The organism is Lewinellaceae bacterium, from assembly GCA_020636135.1.
In the GTDB taxonomy this organism is placed as follows: Bacteria; Bacteroidota; Bacteroidia; order Chitinophagales; family Saprospiraceae; genus JAGQXC01.
Genome location: JACJYK010000001.1, coordinates 1,974,702 through 1,997,944 on the forward strand (window position 1 = coordinate 1,974,702; position 23,243 = coordinate 1,997,944).

The 23,243-nt window shown below is 47.1% G+C and carries 11 protein-coding genes; 7 read left to right on the forward strand and 4 right to left on the reverse strand.

From position 1 onward, the window contains the following. The first annotated feature begins 126 nt into the window (after positions 1–126). Complete coding sequence (locus H6570_07430) at positions 127–612, forward strand: hypothetical protein (GenBank protein MCB9319094.1); 486 nt, start codon at positions 127–129, stop codon at positions 610–612. A 70-nt stretch (positions 613–682) separates the two neighbouring features. On the opposite strand, the gene H6570_07435 is transcribed toward H6570_07430, so the two are convergent. After that, positions 683–1,735: a DUF1611 domain-containing protein gene (locus H6570_07435; GenBank protein ID MCB9319095.1), complete on the reverse strand. Its 1,053-nt coding sequence runs from the start codon at positions 1,733–1,735 to the stop codon at positions 683–685. 6 nt (positions 1,736–1,741) lie between these two features. Further along, entirely contained in the window at positions 1,742–2,818 is a 1,077-nt protein-coding gene (locus H6570_07440; protein MCB9319096.1) for a dipeptide epimerase, read from the reverse strand. Between the two features lie 192 nt (positions 2,819–3,010). Between H6570_07440 and H6570_07445 the strand changes: the two genes are divergently transcribed. The 3 genes from H6570_07445 to H6570_07455 all read left to right on the forward strand — a co-directional run bounded on the left by H6570_07445 (position 3,011) and on the right by H6570_07455 (position 5,211). Then, positions 3,011–3,772, forward strand: a complete 762-nt coding sequence (locus H6570_07445; GenBank protein MCB9319097.1) for a GNAT family N-acetyltransferase — start codon at positions 3,011–3,013, stop codon at positions 3,770–3,772. Positions 3,773–3,833: 61 nt separating this feature from the next. Continuing rightward, positions 3,834–4,733, forward strand: coding sequence for a histone deacetylase (locus H6570_07450; protein MCB9319098.1), 900 nt, complete (start codon positions 3,834–3,836; stop codon positions 4,731–4,733). Between the two features lie 52 nt (positions 4,734–4,785). Next, positions 4,786–5,211: a DUF2141 domain-containing protein gene (locus tag H6570_07455; GenBank protein MCB9319099.1), complete on the forward strand. Its 426-nt coding sequence runs from the start codon at positions 4,786–4,788 to the stop codon at positions 5,209–5,211. Between the two features lie 14 nt (positions 5,212–5,225). Here the strand turns inward: H6570_07455 and H6570_07460 are convergent, their stop codons facing one another. After that, complete coding sequence (locus H6570_07460; GenBank protein MCB9319100.1) at positions 5,226–7,598, reverse strand: penicillin acylase family protein; 2,373 nt, start codon at positions 7,596–7,598, stop codon at positions 5,226–5,228. A 230-nt stretch (positions 7,599–7,828) separates the two neighbouring features. Here H6570_07460 and H6570_07465 point away from each other — a divergent pair, with 230 nt between their 5' ends. From H6570_07465 to H6570_07475, 3 genes are all read left to right on the forward strand, one after another. Continuing rightward, positions 7,829–8,974, forward strand: coding sequence for a galactose mutarotase (locus H6570_07465; GenBank protein ID MCB9319101.1), 1,146 nt, complete (start codon positions 7,829–7,831; stop codon positions 8,972–8,974). Between the two features lie 450 nt (positions 8,975–9,424). Next, positions 9,425–20,821, forward strand: a complete 11,397-nt coding sequence (locus H6570_07470) for a VWA domain-containing protein (protein MCB9319102.1) — start codon at positions 9,425–9,427, stop codon at positions 20,819–20,821. A gap of 583 nt (positions 20,822–21,404) precedes the next feature. Next, positions 21,405–21,833 (forward strand): hypothetical protein, encoded by a 429-nt coding sequence (locus tag H6570_07475; protein ID MCB9319103.1) that lies wholly within the window; start codon positions 21,405–21,407, stop codon positions 21,831–21,833. A 19-nt stretch (positions 21,834–21,852) separates the two neighbouring features. On the opposite strand, the gene H6570_07480 is transcribed toward H6570_07475, so the two are convergent. Continuing rightward, entirely contained in the window at positions 21,853–23,100 is a 1,248-nt protein-coding gene (locus H6570_07480) for an MFS transporter (protein MCB9319104.1), read from the reverse strand. Positions 23,101–23,243: the final 143 nt, after the last annotated feature.

A 23,243-nucleotide genomic window follows, 5' to 3' on the forward strand; every position in this document is an offset into this window, starting at 1 on the left:
AAGTATAAATCGGGAGGATGATTGATAAAATTCCGCGTTTCATTGATAATATTTCCAATGGGAAAAGCAATACCACATCTTCGCATTGTAATCTTTTTCAATTTCAAATCCAAAAAGCAAGCGATCATGAACACACACAAAAGAATTTTTTTACCGGTATTTCTGCTGGCAATGACCTGGATGGTGGCACAAGCCCAGCCGGGGCCACGGGATAGGGGAGAACGGCCTCCAAGACAAGAAATGATGTCACCGGATAGCGTGGCTCAACGTCAAACACAGCGATTGACCAAAGCGCTTGATCTTACACCCGAGCAACAGAAAAAAGTGGAGAGAATCAATCTTGATGCTGCTCGGGACCGTATGGCGATGCACGACGAAATGCAGAAAGAGCAGGAAAAAATGCGTGAGAAAATGGACCAAAAGCGGGATGCACAGGATAAAGCCCTGAAAGAAGTCCTTACCGAAGAACAATATCAAAAGTTCCGGGATATGCACCAGAAAGGTCCTCGTGAAGGGATGCATGACCGACATTCCCGGTCGGGTAAAAATTTCCATCAGGGTAAACCGGGCGAACGCGAAGACAACCGGCCTCCGAAGAAAGGTGAACGTTAATTTAGCAGTTCTATATAAAGTCGTTTTGAAAGGCTTGATCGATGGAGATCAGGCCTTTTTTTGCTTCGGATTATTCGATTAGTTTCTCGATAAGTGTGGTCAGACTCTGGATATTTTCCCTGGAAGCTACCAGTACGGGGATACCCAGTTTGTCTTCCATATGATCACAGTATTTCCGCAGGTCTTTCTCCGACATACCGCTTGGATTCAGGGTGAGGGCTATTGTTTTTGCCCCCAGCATGCGTATTAGTTTGATTTCTTTTCGTACCGAGGGGATCTCGCCCCAGTCTTCCCGGTCATCAAAGTATTTCCTTGCCGGCATGTGTTGCAGTACAACGTATTTACAGGCCCCGGAAATGATCAGCTCTGAACCGGCCGGGCCGCTTGGATTGCGCAGTGCAGACTGACCTTCGATGAAGATCACATCTGGTTTTAAATTCTTTTCACATTCCAGTATAGCATGCTCCAGTTCACCACTAACAAAATCATTGAGGGTGGAATCGAAGATGAATCCGTAGGGGTATCCCTGCAGCCATCCTGTTTGGCCGGTATAGAGCATTTCGGACTTTATACCATTGGTCCGGCAGGATTCCCACAGCCACCGGCAGGTTGTTCGTTTTCCAATGGCGCAATCGGTCCCAAGTACTGCGATACGTGTCGTTTTACTCTGAAGGATCTCTCCAGTCCAGAAATGCAACTGACCGAATGATTTGGGTTTCCGGATATCGGTGAGCGTAACCTGGTGTTTATTCGCCAGCGCTGAGAATGTCGGGTCATCCGAGAGATAGGTGTGCAGTCCGTTTACCATATTTAATCCGGCCTCAATGGCATCACTGATCTCATGACGGTAATCTTCCGGCAACTTCCCACCTTCAAGGGCAACACCAATAATACAGGTATTAGCTTTACCCGGATTTTGTTTGAGAAAATCTTTCACGGAGGCAAAGACCGGTACTGACAGGTTTTTCCCATCCATCACCTCTCCGGCATCACGCCCGGCGTGATCACGATCGATAACGGCGAGAATTGTAAAACGTTCGGTTCCACGCAATAAGCCGTGCGCTGTTTTGGCATTCATGGTGTGGAGGAGGCCGTGGGTTAAAACAATGGCAGGTGTTGGCATATACTGTTACGTTAGGTGTGCTAATTTCAGACCCAATCCAGGGGCATCGGTCACATGGAGCTGACCATTTTTCAGATGCCATCCGCCTGTGGCGACATCGTCCGCCAGGTCGAAGCTGCCGTCCAGATCCAGAAATTGGGTATTGGGACATGCATAGGCAGCATGCAGGGCAGCGGCAATGCTGATGCGGGATTCATCCATACATCCCCACATCAGTGGAATGCTGTGGGTTTCCGCGATGCGGGCGATGCGGCGTGCCGGCCGGGTACCACCACTTTTCATCAACTTAATGTTGAAGTAGGCAAATCCGGTTTGTTGTTCCACATGCCGGTAAGCATGTTTAGGGGATTTCAGGGACTCATCTGCCATGCACAATGCACGTATGGGGGCCGGCATGGCCGGTAGGAGATGATCATCCGCATCTTTCAGTGGCTGTTCGATACAGATCAAATCTATGTCTCTTGTGGCATGGTAGAAGCGCCAGAGTTCATTGGTGGTATATCCCCGGTTTGCATCCACCCGGAGATGCATATAATCCCCGGTATATTCGTGGATTTTCCGAACAATCTCGATGTCATGGTCAATCTCCTGACCTATCTTGATTTTTAGGTGTGTAAATCCTGCAGACTTAAATGCATCAATGTTTTCCTTGCACTCCTGCCAGGTTTGAATACCCAATGTTACCGAAGTTGGTAGTTGTTTGATCTTCTGTCCCCAGAAGCGAACCAATGGTATCCCAAGGAAAGTACTGAAAGCATCCATCAGCGCAATGTCTGCAGCCGCTGTGGCGCCAGGGAAAACATCGGCAAAACGGTGGATCTGGTCCAGCAGAGACTCCACTTCCCGTATATCCTCACCCTTCAGGAGAGCAGGCATTTCGGTTGATAAGAACTTGAAACTCTCCTCAAAAGGTTCATTACAGACCACAATGGAAGGGGTTCCGGATCCTAAACCATAAAGTCCGTTTTCCAACACCAGTTGTATAAACATGATGTGAACATCAGCAAAGGTATGATGTGCAATGGAGTATGGTTTCTTTAATGGCAGGTGAACGGACCAGGTATTTACTTCTACGATTTGCATTGTTACGGTATTCCAATCCCAAAGCTATGATGATTTTCCAAAATCCGGCGTTCCCGGAGATTGGGTTTATTGCATTCATGAAAAAATACCTTTATCCCGGAATGAAGCGAAAGTCATTTGGATTTTTAGAGTTGATTTGGGGAGAATAAGCTGGATAAAGCCCTATTTTTCCGGGCAAAAGGAATCAATTACATGCGCATCTTTCATTCCGAATACATTCGAAATTACAGTCACTATACCTTTGGTTATGCAACCTATTGCCGTATGGACCACCGGCCGGAGATGCCGGAAATCTATGACCTGGGATTTTTACCTTATTCGGCAAATATCCGGTTGAAAGAATCTGTCTATTACCTGTGCAGGAGCCTGCGCGTGAACTTGCCTGATTACCAGCCTTCTTCGGAGAATCGTCGTACCGATCGTAAACTGGCAACATTAAATCCGGTAATGAAAATACTGCCGATCCAGGAGATGCGAGATAATGCTGATTTTCAGACTTTTTGCATGGATTATGCGGCGGTCCGGTTCAAGCATAATGCCATGAATTCCGAGCGTCTCAATTACATTTTTCATCATAGCATTGCCAGCCACGTATTTGAATTTAGGAATGAAGAGCAAATACTCGGATATGTGCTGGCCGGAATCGAGGGGTCAATGCTGCATTATTGGTTTTCTTTTTTTGACTCGGGATTGATGGAAACCTATCCCTTAGGCAAATGGATGATGTGGAAGGTCGTGGACTGGGCCAAAGAAAATAACCAGGAACATGTCTATCTGGGGACCTGTTATGGAAGTAATGCGCTGTATAAAGTAAGGGATTTTAAGGGTCTTGCTTTTTATGACGGGGCAGGGTGGAATAGGGATATGAACCTGCTCAAGAGTTGGTGTAAAACAGATGACGAGCCGGTAGAAATGGACCGGTTTAAACTGGATGGCATGCTGCCTTCAGATTGAAAGATTTTATGATCCGAGCGCTGGGACGTAGGTAATTTTTTCCAGATGATCCGTTAAGCACATGCGTGTAGCCTTTGCACCTATTTATAGATATGATCTGCCTGCGGGCCACCGATTTCCAATGGAGAAGTATGAACTGTTGCCCATGCAGCTCATTCGTGAAGGTGTGCTGGAAGAAGCTGATTTTTTCCTGCCTTCCCGGTTGACCGAAGAGGATCTTATGCTAACTCATACGTCCGCTTACTGGGACAAATTGGAACATCAGCATCTGTCTGCCAGGGAAATCCGGGCGATAGGCTTTCCGATGACCAGTTTATTGGTTGAGCGGGGGCGATATATTGCCAGAGGTACTTACGATTGTGCACAATATGCTGAATCCGAAGGGATTTCATTAAACATTGCCGGTGGCACCCATCATGCTTATGCCGATAGGGGCGAGGGATTTTGCGTATTCAATGACATTGCCATTGCTGCCCGGAAGTTGTTGCATGAAGGGAGGTGTAAAAAAATTATGGTGGTGGACCTGGATGTCCATCAGGGCAACGGTACGGCACATATTTTTCGGGAGGAGAGCCGTGTGTTTACTTTTAGCATGCATGGCCTGAAAAACTACCCATTACGAAAGGAGCATTCCAACCTGGATATTGGACTGCCTGATCACACGACGGATCTCGAATATCTTCGTGAATTAGAGCATCATTTACCCCGGATTGTGAATCAGTTCAAGCCGGACCTGGTATTTTATCAGGCTGGGGTGGATGTTCTTAAAGAGGATAAATTGGGGCGCCTGGACCTTTCCCTGGAGGGTTGTATGATGCGTGATCACTTTGTATTGAGTCTGTGTTATACGCTGGGGATTCCTGTGGTTGTAACGATGGGCGGAGGATATCCACTGCGGCTTACTACTCTGATTACAGCCCATACCAACACCTATAAGGTCGCCAGATCCCTGATCCCCTGATTTATTTGGCTCATCTTTTGCGTAGGTAATTATCAAATAAGGATTAAACCACATGGGACCATTTAAGGTCATTGCATGGTTATTGATTTTGTGGCCCTGGCAGGACGGTGCCGGTACGATTACAATCCACTGTGATGGTATTAACCAGCCAGAGCAGGGTATTATTTATATCTACCTATACAATGATTCTGCCAAATGGAATGATCCTCAGGGGTATTTTCATCTTTATAAATACAATCTGACCGCCATTCCCAATTCCGATTTCAATTTGGAAAACTTGCCTTACGGTACCTATGCGATCCGGGTCCATATCGACCTGAATGACAATGGCGTCGTCGAATACAACCTGGTGGGGCAGGCTTTAGAACAGACTGGCTTTTCCAACAACCCGATCAAGATATTCAGCAAGCCCACTTTCCGGGACTCCCGATTCGCTCTCCTGAAGCCCAATCTTAAATTGGCTATTGAAATGAAATAATACAGTTCACGGTATCATTTCGGATTAAGTTGAATTTGAACCCTTGTGTTTTCCCGTATTCTTGATTTACTGTAATACATTGGAAAGTATCTGTTCTGTTGCCACATTAAAAACAAATTGCTGTAGAAAGGGCTGGCAGGATCACCGGACTGGCCGGGATTGTTTATGGCCAGACTCAGATCCCAATCCTGAGCATCAACCAGCATTTTAAATGAAGGGCCTGAAGTCTGGTTGTCTCCATTACCCGCATTGTTGACAGTAAATCCATCACCACCACGCGGTAGAGGACCCACATTCAGACGATTGGCCAAAGCAGGATTGACCACGTCGGACAAAGTATGCTTCAGGAAGATGTGTTTGTACCTAACGTCGCCATATTTCCAGGTACCGGCATCTTTCCCAAGCCGGGCTTCCAGGTTATGCAATGCTTGCTGAAAGCTCTCCCTGATCAGTTTATCCCGGCCCGCCACGACATCGTCACCAAAAAATGGTGGTGGATAATTCAACCAGCGGATGATCAGACGCATGTCCAGATAACCGTAGATAGACTGGACGCTGGCAGGAATTGCAATGGTCTTCATTTTCTGGATCAGTTCGCGCTCCCAGGCAACAAATATGGCTGCCTCCCGTGAATCCGGACCCAACTGCTGATCCCAGGATTTTAACCAGGTCACAGCATCGGACTCCAGTTTTCGGTCCCATTGAATGGAAGACAACAATGGGATCAATGCCCTGGCAGGAAGCGAAGCATAATCTGATTGCAGCATCACAAAGTCCTGCATGGTTATCTTTTTACCCTGGTTGAGCACCTCCGAAATACGCTGACTGCGGTAAGGTGAAGACCAGGTATATCCCAGAGCTTCAGGAAATGCATAGCCGGGTGGCGTAACGTGGTCATTAGCTGTAACCCAGAATCCGGCATCTGGATCCTCAATGTGTGGTCTGGCCTGGATCGGTAAATATCCGGACCATTCGTAACGTCCATCGCCTGGTACGGCCACCATTCCTGAAAAGTTTCGACGTATGGGTGCAATTCCAACAGCCTGCCATCCGATATGTCCTTCCCGGTCAATCCATACCATGTTTTCTCCGGGAATATGACTGAAGGTGCAGGCTTTGCGGAAACTTTCGAAATCGGTCGCCTGATCCATGCGCAGACTGGCCAGATAGGGGCTCCCACCTGGTTCCAGCCACCCACACCGCATGGCACAAGCTACGTTCCTTGACGAATCCTGATAGAGTACGGGACCGTGTCTGCTGTAACGGTGTTTGACATAGACCGGATCGGTCCCTTTTACTTTAATGGTGTCCCGGATAATCTGAAAGGTCTCCCAGCCATCATGATACCAGTATTGATCAGGATTATCCGGGTTGGTTTTATAGACATACAAGTCCTCGGCATCCGTTTCGAAGATGGTCAGGCCCCAGGCACCATATTGATTGTGACCAATGGAGATGCCGGGTATTTCCGGCTCACCACCTCCAATCACATCCCACCCCGGAGCTACCAGATGAGCCATATATCGTAATGACGGGACGGATTGCGCCCGGTGCGGGTCATTGGCCAGCATGGGAAAACCGCTTGCAGATATACTGCCGTCGATGACCCAGTTGTTACTGCCAATGGAAGTAGATCGGCGCAGAGCCGCTTCATCCGGTTGGTAGGGTGCATAACCCATTGCATCGTCCTTGAAGAATTGCAACGGGCGTCTGTACGCATGGTAGAGTTTTAGCAAGTCTTGAAAGAGCAAGGCCGAATCAATGGCCGGATCGATGTTCAGATCCGGTTGATTTGGCTCAAACACGTACAATTCTCTCGCCTTGTCCGGTCCTAGTCGGGCCACCATCCGGCTTACTTCAAGCTCGGTATCGATGTTACCCAGTAATCCCTGGTGACGGGATATTACCACATCCGGTGTCCAGTATTCCGGTACTATTTTCAATACTTTAAATTCAACAGGTAGCAATGATGTATCCTGGCGCACCTTGTTAATGTAGGCATTCACCCCCTCAACATAAGCTGTGATAATCGCAGCTCCGTGTGGATGGTAATGATTCATCTCCTGGGTCAGATCACCCCGGTATTTGAACAGCCTGGTACCGATATCGCGGTTCAGCTCGCGAATGCCCAACCATTCAGCACACGTGCCGGTAGCTTGGCGCCGCCACACTTCAAATTGGAACAGCCGGTCGCGTGCTGCATAATAACCCTGTGAGAAAAACAAATCGTGTTCGTTCTCGGCGTAAATGTGCGGTACACCCCAATCATCAACCAGGATTTCAACGGGTTGGATTAGGCCTTTGGCATTAAATACTTCCTTTTGAGACCATGTAATTCCGGCCAAGAAAAAGCTGATGATAAAAATGGGTATGGTTTTTGAATACATGTGTTATTGTTGATATGTATAAAACAATCTTTTCAAGATATCAGTAGTGTAATTACTGTAATCCCATCTCAGAATTTTCGTCTTTTCCTAGGTGCTTCATGTAAGCACCTTTTTTTGTTTTTCCTGGATCCACTCAAGCGCTGCTTAAAATATCATTTCTTTCCGAGATATGCACCTTAACATGTATCTTCGGAGTGATAACCTATACAATTACTTACAGTGTATTCCTTATGAAATACGGAATCTGGATCATGATCTTGTTGGCGGTAGTATCATGCCGGCAGCAGAATGAGCAAAATGAATCGGCAATGGATAATGGATTTAAACTGGATATGCGGGAATTCGGCAAACTAAGTGACGGACACGTCGTCACCCAATACATCATCACCAATCCGGGTGGTATGGAAATGCGGCTGCTGGATTACGGCTGCCTGATGACCAATCTTTTTGTTCCGGACCGCAATGGAAAACCAGTTGATGTTTTGATGGGTTTTGATTCACTTTCTGATTACGTGGATAAGTCACCTTACTTCGGGGCAGTAATAGGCCGCTATGGCAACCGGATTGCCAATGGAAAATTCGAATTGGACGGTACAACTTATACCTTGCCGCAAAACAATGGCCCCAACACCCTCCACGGAGGGATCAAAGGGTTTGATAAAGTGATGTGGCAAGCCTCGCCGGTAATCGATTCAAATGAATATGGAGTCGTCTTCACCTATACCAGTGTAGATGGAGAGGAGGGCTTCCCGGGCAGTATGAATGCCCATATCCGGATAACGCTGAATGCACAGAATGAGGTTACATTGGACTATACGGCCGTTACGGATAAGCCTACCGTCGTCAATTTGACCCAGCACAATTACTACAACCTGTCGGGGGAGGGGAGCTGCCTGGATCAGGAATTGGCCATATTCGCAAACCAGTATACACCGGTAGACAGCACACTCATCCCCACGGGAGAACTTGTACCGGTGGATGGCACGCCGTTTGATTTCCGGACCGCCAAACCCATCGGTAAAGACATCGGGGTTGATGATATACAACTTAAATACGGACTGGGCTATGACCATAACTTTGTATTGAACAAAGCGCAGGCTGGCATCATTTCCCTGGCTGCTGAGGCCTATTCTCCCAAAACCGGAATTACCATGGATGTACTTACTGAGGAACCTGGTATTCAGTTCTATTCAGGTAATTTCCTGGATGGATCCTTTAATGGAAAACATGGTGCAAAATGCGAATACAGGGGTGCTTTCTGTCTGGAGACCCAGCATTTTCCGGACAGCCCGAATCAACCTTCTTTTCCAAGTACACGGCTTAATCCTGGTGATATCTATCAGACCAGAACGGTTTACCGCTTTGGGATTCGATAGGTGACTTAATAGGGTCATGTTCCAGGGAACCTATCGCACTTAAAGCACTCCACTTAAACTAAGCTCCGGATGTGTTTTTATTCTGTAACCAAGTTCTCCTTTGCCATATTGAATTTGGGAGGAAAAATGATATGGATTGCTGGCTGGTTTCAGTTGATCCATAATGCCATCATGTCCCATGGCCACATCGCCAAGCCAGATAGGTATAAGAAATAGTGTAGCTTATTCATATTAAAAAAACATATATCGAAATTGTTATAATTTATAAAAACACCTATATTTACAGCTTAAATGGATGTGAATCTCTAGCAATATTCCATTTAATGATGTTCTCTCATCTAGATTCAAGGTCTCTCAAAAATTGAGGAAACTGCAATCCGCAGTCCCTCAGGTTTTATGCAATGTTGTTCAGGCAAAATGAATTGCCTGGGCTTAAACCTTGGTGAACCTATGAGAGGTCTGTACAAAAACACTTTGTTTGTTTTAGGTATGGGTGCTGTTGCTGTATTTGCGTATGCACTCAAATCCAGAAATTCAGCTTCACCCGAGCATTATTTATCACCGCCAACTGCGATGATGATGGCTTCGGTTGGTGGATTACAATTTATCGGCTACGATGCGGATGCAACTTCAGGCTTCAGTTTTGTTATATTGGAACCTGTCACCGCGGGAACCGTGTATTATTTTACCGATAGGGGATGGAGCACAACTATAGGATTTCCTGCAGTAGGGACGGAAGGAATTCTCACCGTGACCTTAAACAATAATTATAGTTGTGGAACCGAATTTGCTGTTTACGATGCTTCAGGAACTTGGGTCGTGGAGTCTTCGCAGGGTGGAAGTCCTTCAGTGACAGAATCCGGTAATTTTAATCTGGAGACCTCTGGAGATCAGATCTTTGCCTATCAGACTTCTGAGCCAACTGTGGGAAATGAAGGGAATTTTCTAGCAGCCATTCAAATGAATAACGGTTGGAATGGCTCCAATACTGGAAATAATAATTCACAACAACCAGTCTTTTTTACTTCCGGAAACCCCGGAGTCGGTCTCGATATTGTACTAACCCCTGAGGTTGATAATGCCAAATACGATTGCAGTACAAGCACCGGTGCAGCCTCCAACATACTATCGGCCATAAATACCGAAGGTAACTGGGACACGGATAATACCAATGCATTTGATCTCACGGCTTATTGCGGTATGTGTTGTGATAATTCAGCACCGGTAGTCCTGGCTCCCAATACCGTCGATCTTAATGCTGCTTATACCCTAACCTTTAATTCGGTTTTGCCCCCGGGAGAAAGTTGGGAAATCTACACCCAGGGTTGCGGGATAGGGCCCGTGCTTACGTCAACGATGGGGACATCCGTCCAGCTTATCGCACCAGGGGTGGCACAGGAGTTGGTTTATTTCATTAAATCAACCTCCGGTACCTGTTGCACCCGGGTGACCATCTGTGTTATCGACCCATTTGCGGTGTGCACCGACTGTTCTACCGGGCCGTTTGCCTGTGGTGAATGCGTGCTTTCGGATCCGGCACCCAATCCTCCATTGAGTGCAACCTGTGATGACCTTCAACTGGTTTTTATTATTGACGAATCTGGTTCTATCGGCAGCGCGGGAGCTACCGGAGATGTCCGGGACGGAACGCTTGCATTTCTCAATGCGCTCAATGGCTCAGGCGTTGATATTGCCATCATTGAATTTAGTACTGAAGCTCGCTTAGTAACCAACTATGTACCTATTGACAATGCGCTGATTTCAGCTGTCACCGGATATTTCAACGGAACTCCGTTTAACTCACAAACCTATTCTCCATCAGGAAGCACAAACTGGCATCATGCCTTGTACATCGCGGACACCTTGAGTATTCAGCCAGACATGGTCATTCTATTTACAGATGGATCTCCAACTGCATATGGTACTTCAACTGGGATAAGTTGTAACAATGACGCATCCCTGGTTAACCCGGTCAAAATTGCCAACCGGATGAAAAATGATGGATCTCACATATTTATGCTCGGGGTTGGTACCGTCGATTCAACCAATTTGAAGGCAATGTCCGGAGAACTTAAATACAATGCCGGAGTCAATACCATTGGTACGGCAGACTGGACCAATGAGAACTTCAATAACCTGGCTCAGTGCCTGGAAGATTTTGCCTATGAATTATGTGCCACGGTTATTTCTCTCGAAAAATCCATTGTTGACTTATCCTGTGATACAGCTACTTTCCAGCTGATCGTGCGTAACCTGGGCGGAACGAATGTTGCAACCTCGGTTATGGTAGTCGATACATTTCCTGCTGGTTATGGATCGGTGATTTATACAGGTCCCCAATCAGTGTGTATCGGGGCAGCATGCATGCCTGGGCAACCTGCTACCACCTTCAAATGGACTGTAGGCAGCATTCCGCCGAATGGTAGCGACACTTTACTCATAAGGGCTACAGTACTCAATAGTGGCAGTCGACTTAATACGGCTTGGGCTACATCAAGTACTGCGGATACTGCCTCCGCCAGTGTCGATGGAGTCGATTTGCAACCAGATACCCAGTCACCAATGATCGCATGCCCTGCAGATACTACCATTGATTGCGGCACGAGTACTATGCCCCTGGCAACGGGACAGGCATCCGCAACCGATGATACGGATCCCAACCCGGTAATAACTTACAGTGATTTAACATTCAGTGGTACGCTGCCTTGTATAGTGTTACAACGTACCTGGTCCGCGACAGACCTCTGTGGAAATATCGCGAGCTGCAATCAAATGATTACCATTCAGGATTCAGTGCCTCCCACCATTATATGCCCTTCTAACAGAACGGTGACTTGCCTGGATGATACTTCTCCGGCAAGCCAGGGCATGGCGACAGCCAGTGATAATTGTACCATTACGCCGGGCATTGTGTTTACAGACCAGACAAGTGGTGGGTCGTGTCCTGCGAATTTTATTTTATCCAGAACCTGGATAGCTACCGATGCCTGTTCAAATACCAATACCTGCGTCCAGACGATTAGTGGTGTAGACGATATGCCGCCGGCATTGACGCCCGCCCGGGATACGGTGGTTGAGTGTGATGGTTCTGGAAATACAGCTGCCTATTCGGAATGGATTACATTGCATGGAAGGGCAACGGCATCTGATCTATGTTCTACATTCACCTGGTCCAGTCAAGTTATTAGTTCGATGACCGGATGTGGTAACACCAGGCAGGATTCCGTCCGGTTTATCGTCATCGATGCTTGCGGGAATGCAGATACAACCATGGCAAAATTTATCATTAAAGACCTCACACCACCGACCATTACACCCGCGACGGCCATAACCATAGATTGTAACGCTTCTCCCAATGCCTTGTCAGACTGGCTATCAGCCCATGGAAATGCTATGGCATCCGATGTTTGCGGTAACATCACCTGGAGTAATAATTTTACTAGTGCCCCGGAAGCTTGCGCTGGTAGTGGGGTCATACCTGTCACATTTTATGCAACGGATGACTGCTTGAATGTCGATTCAACAACGGCCAATTTGACTGTTTCTGATGACTCGCCTCCTCATATTATTCAACCTGCGCGTGATACCATGGTTCAGTGTGAAGGAGGTGGCACCAGCGCTTATATGATTTGGCGTACCAACCTGGGTGGCGCACAGGCTACGGATGACTGTGGGGAGGTCACCTGGTCAGACCGGGAAATCAGTTCGACGCCTGGATGTGGGCTTACACGCAGTTATTTGGTTCGCTTTTATGTAGAAGATGCGTGTGGAAACATGGATAGCACTCAAGCGACATTCTCCTACATTGATACCGTACCACCCGTATTACCGGCACCACCGAATGACACCCTGGTAGACTGTCCGCCTAACGCGCCGGGAATTGTGCCTTTGGTTGCGATGGATGCCTGTTCGGGAGGACCCATCCTCGCCTTTCCAACCCGTGTTACGGAGTCTTTTTCATGTGACTATTATATTACGGACAAATGGATCTTCATGGATGCCTGTGGTAATAAGGATTCACTGGAAAGGAGAATCCATGTCAAGGATTCCATTGCCCCGGTATTTCCGACCCTGCTGGCCGGTGATACCATTTACTTCGATTGCGACGATCCGGTGCCAGGCGACCTGCCAGGAAGCACGGACAATTGCGGAAGTGTTGAAGCCGGGTACATCGATGTGGATCTGATGGTTACCTGCCCAAGTGAGCGGATCATCGAGAGAACCTACATGTCAACCGATGTATGTGGTAATTCTTCGGTAATAGTCAACTATCTCATTTTTAAAGATACCACTCCGCCGGTCCTTTCACCTGCCATGGATACTCTGGTTGACTGTGATGGAACCGGTAATACAACTGACCTGGCCAATTGGATTGCCAACCACGGTGGAGCAACGGCTTCGGACAATTGTGCATCGATGATCATATGGTCAAACCGGACGATATCAAGTTCACCTGCCTGTCCGAATACGAGGGATGACCTGGTACGATTTTATGCCAGGGATGAATGTGGAAATATTGATTCCACGGAGGCTCATTTTATCATAAGAGATGTGACACCGCCACTATTTACAAATGATCCTCAGGATATTACCATCGACTGCGGGATGATGCAAGGAGCTCTGCTGAATGACTGGTTAATGAATAATGGATACGCTGTGGCCACGGAAGAGTGCAGTGTGGTCTCCTGGTCAAATGATTTTGGAGGTGAGCCAGGGGCTTGCGGGGACAATAATTCCATCACCATTACCTTTACGGCAACAGACCAATGCAATAATAGTAGTGTGCGCACCGCACAGCTTACCATTCAGGATAATATTGCACCAACAGTTCTCAATGAAGCTTCCGATACGACAGTAGATTGTGACGGTCGCGGAAATATGGCAGAATTTGGTTCTTGGATAAATCGTCATGGTGGCGCCACAGCCACAGATGATTGTTCGGCTGTTTCCTGGGATACGACCCTGATGCAAAGAACCATATTATGTGATTTTACATCCACCTCGACGTATTATTTCATTGCGACGGATGGTTGCGGAAATGCAGATACGAGTACGGCGACGTTCACAATACGTGACATTACCCCCCCGTCACCGCCTCAGGCTCCAGCCAATATAACTGTGACCTGTTCCGGTGATATCCCCTCAGCTGCCAGTTTAAATGCCATGGACGTCTGTGCGGGTATTATTCCGGCAGTGGTATCAGATGTAGTCAGTGATTCTAATTGTTTGAATCAATTTGAAGTTTCCCGTACTTGGATTTTTACTGATCCCTGTGGAAACACTAGCAGTGTGCAACAATCGATTTTGGTGAGTGATGATGTGCCTCCGCAGATTCATGGAGTCAATGACCAGGAAGTGATCATTGTGTCCTGTGACCAACCGTTGCCAACCTTTAATGTAACAGCATCGGACAATTGTGGGATGGTAAGGTTAGTGCCGTCTATATCTTCCGGTACTGGTAGTTGCTCTGCAGAATCCATGCAAACACTTACCTGGACTGCCATTGATACGTGCCAGAACAGGACAACGGTTTCTATAACCATACAAATTGTTGATACTACCCCACCAGTCCTTACTATACCTGGAGACAGGATGATTTCCTGTGAACAGGACACAGCAGTGAATATCCTCGGTTTAGCGACCGCTATGGATAATTGTAGTGGCGTGACCATCAGTCATAATGATCGTACAATTCCCGGATCTTGCCGTCAGAATTACACCATCAATCGTACTTGGATCGCGGTAGACCTATGTATGAACAGTGCTTCAAGGATTCAGATTATTGAGGTGGTCGATACCACACCTCCCACCTATACTCCGCCTCAGAATATCACCATTGATTGTGGGGCCGGCCAAGCTTCTGACTTGCAGACCTGGTTAGATAACCATGCCAATAGCACTGGCTCGGATAATTGCAGTTTGGGAGTTATTTGGCGCTATGATCCTGTCATCTCCCCAGATGCCTGTGGGCTTGACAATTCTGTGCCTGTAAACTTTTACGTGGCAGATAGCTGTGGAAATGAAGCTTCATTCACGGCAATGTTAACAATAGTCGATGAAGTGCCGCCAACGATTTCAAGCGCAGCCAGAGATACCACCGTTGAATGTGATGGGGCAGGAAATGTTGCTGATTTCAACGGCTGGGCGAATCGACATGGAGGTGCTTCAGGATCAGATGATTGTGGAACCGTAAGCTGGTCTTATCAGGTGCTAACCTCGACACCCGGATGTGCAAGTACACGGGTGGATTCAGTCCGGTTTGTGATAAGAGACCTATGTGATAACCGGGATACGACCTATGCAAATTTCATCATCGTGGATAACACGCCTCCGATGATACAACTCCCGGTGGATCTTACGATTTTATGTGATGAGCCCGTGGATCCGTCTTTTACAGGATTGGGAATTGCAATTGATGAATGTGGTGGTGCTACGATCCGGTTCAATGACGCCATCACTCCAGGGAGTTGCCCGCAAGAATATCAGATCAGCAGAACCTGGGAAGCTGTCGATGCATGCAACAATTCAAATTCACGGATCCAGCAGATCAATGTAGTTGACACGGTTCCACCGATGATGATATGTCCTCCGGATAGTTTTGCAAACTGCTTCGCTGCTGAAATTGATACCTTCTATCATTGGTCTCAATATGTAGCAGGCGGAGGTTCAGCTACAGATGCCTGTGGGCTGGATACCAGCAGTTACCGGTTCCTTTATGAAACATCCACTATGATTCCTCAGGGTTTCGAGGTGTTGAGGTATTACACCGTCAGTGATTCTTGTGGAAATGCGGACACCTGTACGCACCGAATTATCATTCATGATAATATTCCTCCAGTGGCATTATGCCGGGATAGCTTTATGATCATGGCGGATTCTGCCGGAAATGTCCGGGTCATAGCCGATTCAGTGGATATCGGGTCATACGATAACTGTGGGATAGCATCCATTACCTTCTCACCAGCAGTGGTCTCTTGTACTTTCTTCTATAATACCACCATCTGGCGTGAGGTAACCATGATCGTAAGGGATTACGCCGGTAATATTTCCACTTGCACGTCCACGGTTCAGGTACGGTGTCCTTGCCCCCTGAACACGTTGCCACCTTCCTGTGCTGACGATGTGACCATTAGCCTGGGTTCATCCTGTGACTTCAAGCTGGATGTCGCCGATGTTTTGTACAATGATGTGACCGGATGTGACGATCCTTATAAAATCAATGTCACTGGTCGTGCCGGGTTGTCATTGGGTGATGTAGTGACCTCGGAATACATGGGCGAGACCCTGATTTATAACGTGATCGATACCATGACCGGAAACCGGTGCTGGGGAAGAATTCATGTGGAAGATAAGTTGCCACCTCAGTTCGTATGTCGCGATCTGACCATCAGTTGTTTTGAAGATATTCCGCCTCCACCGACTCCGATAGAGAACTGTGGCGTGATACCGGAGCCCGAGATCCTGGAAGAGGTCTATACCTCTTACTCCTGTGAAGACAATGCTGATTTTGTCGGTTACCTCCACCGTGCCGTAAGAGTATCGGACATCTGGGGCAATTTCCGGGAGTGCAGTCAGGACATCTATATTCGACGGGAATCTCTGGACAACCTCGTTTGCCCTGAACCCACAGAGATAGACTGCTGCGCAAAGGATGCCAGTGGGAATGCGCTCTTATGGAATACGAATCTGGTTGACATCGATGACCAGGGTTACCCACATCCGAAAGTGTTAATTGATGCAAATGGGAAAAACGTAGGCATCGCACCTCCTCCATACTTTGTGGTCGACGGTGATACCGCTTATGCCTTTAATTTGAATCATGCCTGCAACATCGTGGTAGATTATCAGGATGAGGTGATTCCAAATTGCGGTTCGAGTTATATGATCCGTCGCAACTGGGTCCTGAAGGACTGGTGTTATGGCAGCGAATTGCAGTGTTCGCAGTTGATTAAGATCATGGATACCCTGGCTCCTGTTCCGGAGCGTTTGGATGGCATCACGGTAGAGGTCAATGCTCATGCCTGCAAAGGTGAAGTGACCATTACACCTCCTGCCATTGCAGAAGAATGTTCCTTTAAATTCTACAAGTCGGATGCAGCATCTGCTTATGCATCCATCGGATATCACTATGAGATCATTTATTACGACCCGTCCCATCCAGGCAAGATGTTGGTGCAACAGGGTGAGTTAGCTTTTGGTCAGCAAGAAAAGCTGTATCTGCCTGAAGGTGATCATGAGATTATCTGGACCATCAGTGACGGGTGCTGGAATCAGGGCACTTATGTTCAACCTGTTTGGGTTCTCGATAATATGCCACCCGAGCCGGTTTGTGATGAAATAACGCAGGTTACCTTTACCGACAGTTGTTGGGCGAGGATTTATGCTAAGGACCTGGATGACGGAAGTTATGACGGCTGTTGCAGCGATTTGCATTTTGCCGTTGCTCAGATGGATAGCATTGATTACTGGCGGGCGTATTGGAATAATGTTTACCTGGAATGTTATGGCGAGTACCAATATGTACACCACCACGAAGAAATAACTGCTACGATTGAGCACTGGATAGACTGTTACGTTTTCCGGGATTATGTGGATGTCACAGAATGCGGAGAAGAGCAGCTGGTCGTCCGGATCTATGAAGCATGTGGATTGCCAGTTCTGGATCCGCATACTTTTGCCGGTACTGAGCACCAGTGGTATTGCTTTAATCTGTACGATGATTATGCATGTTTCCTGCGGCTGCACTATGATGAATTACAGCATTATGCCAATCCCAGACCAGTATTGGGTTGCGATTACGAGACACAAATGTGCGCTTACAGGGATCCATTTAATCTTGGTTATGAGACTCAGCCCAATCCTTTGTGTTGCGATTATGAGACTGCACCGGCAAATGATCCATTGCGTATCAAGTGGGAGTCGGTCAAAGAAGCGTACCCTGAACTGGTGACTTTGAGTGCAAACCGATGGACCTTTGATCACAGTTACAGTGAGTGCATGGTTCAGTTGCTTAAAGATGATAAGGTCGCTCCGGTCTGTATAGCACCTGAAAATATTACGGTGTTTTGCGACGGTACCCCCTGGGAAGTTGAAGTTCCGTTCAAACTGGATGAATACAATAATCCTTATGTTTTGAGAGGTCCTGGTGCGGCATGGAAAGTCTGCTCGCCAAAGGGTGATTATCTGAGTAATACGTCTTGTCCGGATAACGGATGGTATAATGGGATAGTGGGCGAACGTTGTTGCCTTGAGGTTCCCTACCAGCAAACCGGAATTGGATATTACGGAGGACCGGCAATGAGCTATTATTATGATCACCCGGACGACGATTGCGGATATACCACCTGGTCACCCGAAATGATGGATGGAGCAAAGGATGACTGGATTTCTTGGAAACCGGTGTATTGTATGCTCTGGTTGTGGTTGGACACTTTTGATGATCCTTCCTTTGGTAAACCAAAATTTAGGTTCGGAGAGGCAGAAATTAGTGATGCCTGTACCCCTCAGGAAGAATTGCAAATTGATGTGGTCGATGATGGAGCATTAAACACCTGCGGGACGGGTACGCTTAAACGCACCTGGACGGCCACAGATAAATGCGGCAATCAAACCTCCTGCTCGCAAACCATTACTGTGCTGCCAAGAAGCGACTTTGAGGTGGTATTCCCGGCAGACATCTATGTAAATTGTTCAGATGGTTTAAATCTGGATGCGGATAGGCAGGGAGCTGGTGCGCCCATACTCATGGATGATGATTGCGAATTGCTGGGAGTTACTTATAGTGATGAAACGGTGGATATCGGGCAGAATGGTTGTTATACAATCCTGCGAACCTGGAAGATCATCGATTGGTGTGTGTATGATCCGGATAAAACCGGATACCACCATAGCCCGTATCCGGACGTAATTGTGGACGACCGTGTGGTAGCAGGAGACGACCGGTCGTGTGTTTACCGCTATTTAAAGGATAACGGGGATGGCATCATAGAATATGTCCAGGTTATCCGGATCACGGATGATATTGCTCCCGAGATCACCTGCCGCCAGCATACGGACATATGCAGCTTCAGCAATGATTGCCAATCTACGGATCTTACATTGACATTGGGATCGGCACAGGACAACTGCACGCCATCCAAAAACCTGGCTTATCGTTATACAGTCTATGAAGGCGGAACCAAAAACCTGGTGGCAACTGGTCAGGATACGGTGGTAACGGGAACATTCAGCCTGGATGTCGATTACGATGTTCTTTTTGTTGTACGGGACTGGTGTGGAAATGAAGATTCATGTCTGACTAGTTTTGTGATCAGGGACTGTAAGAAGCCGACCCCGTATTGCCACGATGGAATTGTTACGGTCATTATGCCGTCGAGTGGGGAGGTTACGATTTGGGCGAAAGACCTGGATGCCGGCAGTTATGATAATTGCACCAATCCGGAAGATTTGACATTCAGCTTTAGCGAAGATGGTTCACAGGATTCTACGACCTATACCTGTACCGATATGCCGGATGGAGAGGAAGTTATTTCTGAAAAGCAGATCTGGGTATTTGACAAAGCCGGAAATAAAGATTTCTGTTCAGTAGAGATCCATGTTCAGGATGGCAGCGGTGACGTATGTTTACCGGACTCCTCGGCAGCATTTACATCGCTGCAGGGTGCGGTGACAACACCATTTGATCAGGGTATTGCAAGCGTCAACATCTTTGTAGGAGACCGATTGCGGTCTGCAACTAATCCTAATGGAAGTTATACGCTGACCCATATGGATAAGCATCTGCCTCAGATGATCAAACCATCCAAACTGGATCGGGCGGACAATGGGGTCACCACGCTGGATGTAGTTGCCCTACAGAAACATATTCTGGGATTGTCACGCATAGAATCCCCGTACCTGCTGCTGGCCGCAGACGTCAATGGTGATGGAGCTATTACTGTGGTTGATCTGGTGGAATTAAGAAAGTTAATCCTTGGCAGTATCACTGAATTCTCCAGTTCCCCTTCCTGGATTTTCGTAGACCGTAATTATGCTATGGATTTAACCCACTGGCAAAAAGCTCCGAATTACATTGAATTTACCGATTCAATGATCGGGCGCTCCATGGACTTCGTCGGAATAAAAGTCGGTGACCTGAACGGGACAGCACGAGTAAGTGAGTTGCAGCAATTAGCTGTGCGGTCGGTATCCGATTATACCTTGATCGTTGATAACGAAACCTGGTCACGGAACCAGCCGGTCACCATTCCGGTTCGTGCTTCCAGATCGCTGGATATTTCAGGAATACAGGCCGAATTTGAACTGGATAATCTGGTGGATGCAGAGATTATCGGAAATGTATTGCCGGTGACTCCTGTCCATTATCGCCGGGACGCTAATAAGTTGTACCTGTCCATTGATGCGGCAGCAGGAATAATGGTTAAAGAAGGCGATGTTCTCTTTACCATTAAAGGTAAGGCCAGCGTCCAGGCTTCAACGTTGGATCTGATTGCGCTGACAGATCATGATCGAATGAATCCGGAATTGTATGATACACAGGCAGACATCCATTCCTTGAACCTTGGTACCGGCCAGGTGGACAAATTGCCAATGTTGTATCAGAATAAGCCTAATCCGTTCAGCGAGGAAACCATAATCCCCTTCTACATACCGGCGGCACAGGAAATCGAAATCCGGGTGTTGGCTGTTGATGGTACAGAGGTCTGGAAGCAGCGTAAATACCTGGAGCCAGGTAATCACCAGTGGGCGATTCAGTTACCAAGGACTTCTGAAGGCGGAATTTATTTCTATCAATTATTGTCCGGAGAACGTGTTATCACCAGAAAAATGATCTACATCACGAGGTAATCACATATAATCCCTGACCCGGCGTCAAAAGAGAAGAGGCTGTCTTATAATGTAGGCAGCCTCTTTTTTAATGATTATTAGGCCAGTTCCCCGGTTGAATGATCCATTTGGACGTGGATTATTTATTGGATATACTCACCAGCTACTACATGAACAAATATGTAGATGTGGTCACATTTTATCCTTCATCGTGTTATGGGTGCGAACACAGTCTGGTATTTCTACTTGTGCCGTTTCTGATGGCCCAGTCCATGGTTATTATCCAAACGTGCAGGAAGCATTCCGGATTCAATTTATTGGCAGATAGGTTGGCAGATATTATCAGGATAGACTATCTTTGAAGTATATACCTGCTTAAAGTATTAGGATCACACATCCCGAGAGGGATAGAAGAAGTCTGGATTATATGATCCGGACTTTTCTGTTTTAGGCATTTATTGTACGGACCGGAGTATTATCGCGTATTTGGAATAATTTTAACACGGCCTGTTAATCTATTGTTATGGTCCTTTCGTTCTTAAAGAAAATGGCCATCAATTTTTAGCTTCGTACACCAAGCAGGATCAAACGAATTACACTTTTAATGTCGATCTCCGACCACATATATCTCAATCTGATAGACCTGAATGCACTTCCGGCTATCCTGGCTTACCGCGATTATTTCTCCAATCGCGATAATAAGTTTTACCGTATTTCCAGTAATGATTTACAACCCTATGAATACCCGGAGGAGATCCAGGATTTCATCCGTAAATTGTACCAGGCCAACATCATCCAGCCTTTCAATTGGGTGGCGTGGAGAGAAAGCGACGAGGGTCAACAATTGATGAGCTATCCCTCCCGCATCAAGGAGGCCCCGATCGAAGAAGTAATCAAGTTGTTGATCGCCCATTTGCGATCAGACCGTTTTATTGCCGGCCACCTGGCTACGGTGATCGAAGAAGGCCAGATCAATTTAATTTTGGAGCGATTCGAAGAGTTGATTGGAAAACAGAATTTAACCCTCGCCTAATTTATCTGCATTCTCACTTTTAAGCTGCCTTACTGATTGTTTCTCTCCGTGAAATTTCCCGGTCAATTCGTCCCATTAACAAGGCTACCAAAATCATGGTACAAGAAACGACATACCCGAGTACATCGTATCGTTGTAAGGGTCCGCTATTCTGCTGAATGACGATCATACCAGCAATGGTTGACGCAATCCCTCCCGAAAATTGTTGAATGGAACTGCTGATGCTCATGAAAGCACCGCGATCTGCTGGAGCGGGGACGCCGGTCATCAGGGCAGAGCCGGATATTCTGCGAGCGGTAATGCCTAGAAACAAGACAACGTTTATTACAATGACCAGCGATAGGGGAGAAACACCTAAATGAGTGTAATAAAGAATGGTAACCAATGAGATGCCGGTTCCAATCGCAAAAAACAGGTACTTCCCATAACGGTCCGACCATCTGCCAATGAGTGGACCAAGGGCAATATTGAAGACGCCGGTGATGCCGTAAAGAACCGGTAACTGTTCCAGCGTCAGTCCGAGATTATGGACACTGAAAGCACTTGCAAATGGCATCAGCATAAATCCACCTGTTGTCATCAGTCCGGTGGCAATAAATGCCTGGATATGGGAAGGCTTGGTGATTGTCCGGAGCAGGTGTTTTACTGGTGATCCTGAAGACCGCTCATTCAGGTGGTCGCGTATGGGTTGCATATAGATTGCAATGACTGCACCTACAGCGATACCGATGCCGCCGATTAACCAGAACGGCGCATGCCAGTTGAAGTGATTTGCCAGTACAAGTCCAATTGGTAATCCCAATACCTGGCTGGCTGAGAATGCCATCTGGACGAAACCCATCACCCGGCCCCGGTATTCCAGGGTAAATAAGTCGGTGATGATTGCAAACCCGATGGAATTGAGAACACCACCAAACAATCCTGTGATGATCCTGGCGAACAATAAGAAATGGAAGTTCGGAGCCAATGCACACAACAAAGTGCCTAGCATGAACCCACTGTAGAAGAAAAGCAAAAGTTTTTTACGGTCAAACCGGTCAGCAAATCCTGCAGTCAGGAGACCGGAGATGGCTGCACTGAATGCATATGCAGACACAACCACCCCAAATCTGGCCGGCTCAAGTCCAAGCTGATCCATCAGTATCGCCCCCAGAGGTGACAGGACCATAAAGTCCAGGATAACCGTGAACTGCAGGAAGGCCAGAATGGCAATGATGAATTTCTGATAGTTGGACAGACCGCTATTGGCTGGCTGGTTCGTGATCATTGGTTGTTTCGGACACGATCTGATTACTTGAATGGACGAAGGTACGTTTTTACGGTGTGCACCGAAACAAGTTGATCAGGAGTGTTGGTCTTGGACACAATAATATCATTGAATCCAGGAACAATGGAATTTGGTAATGGACA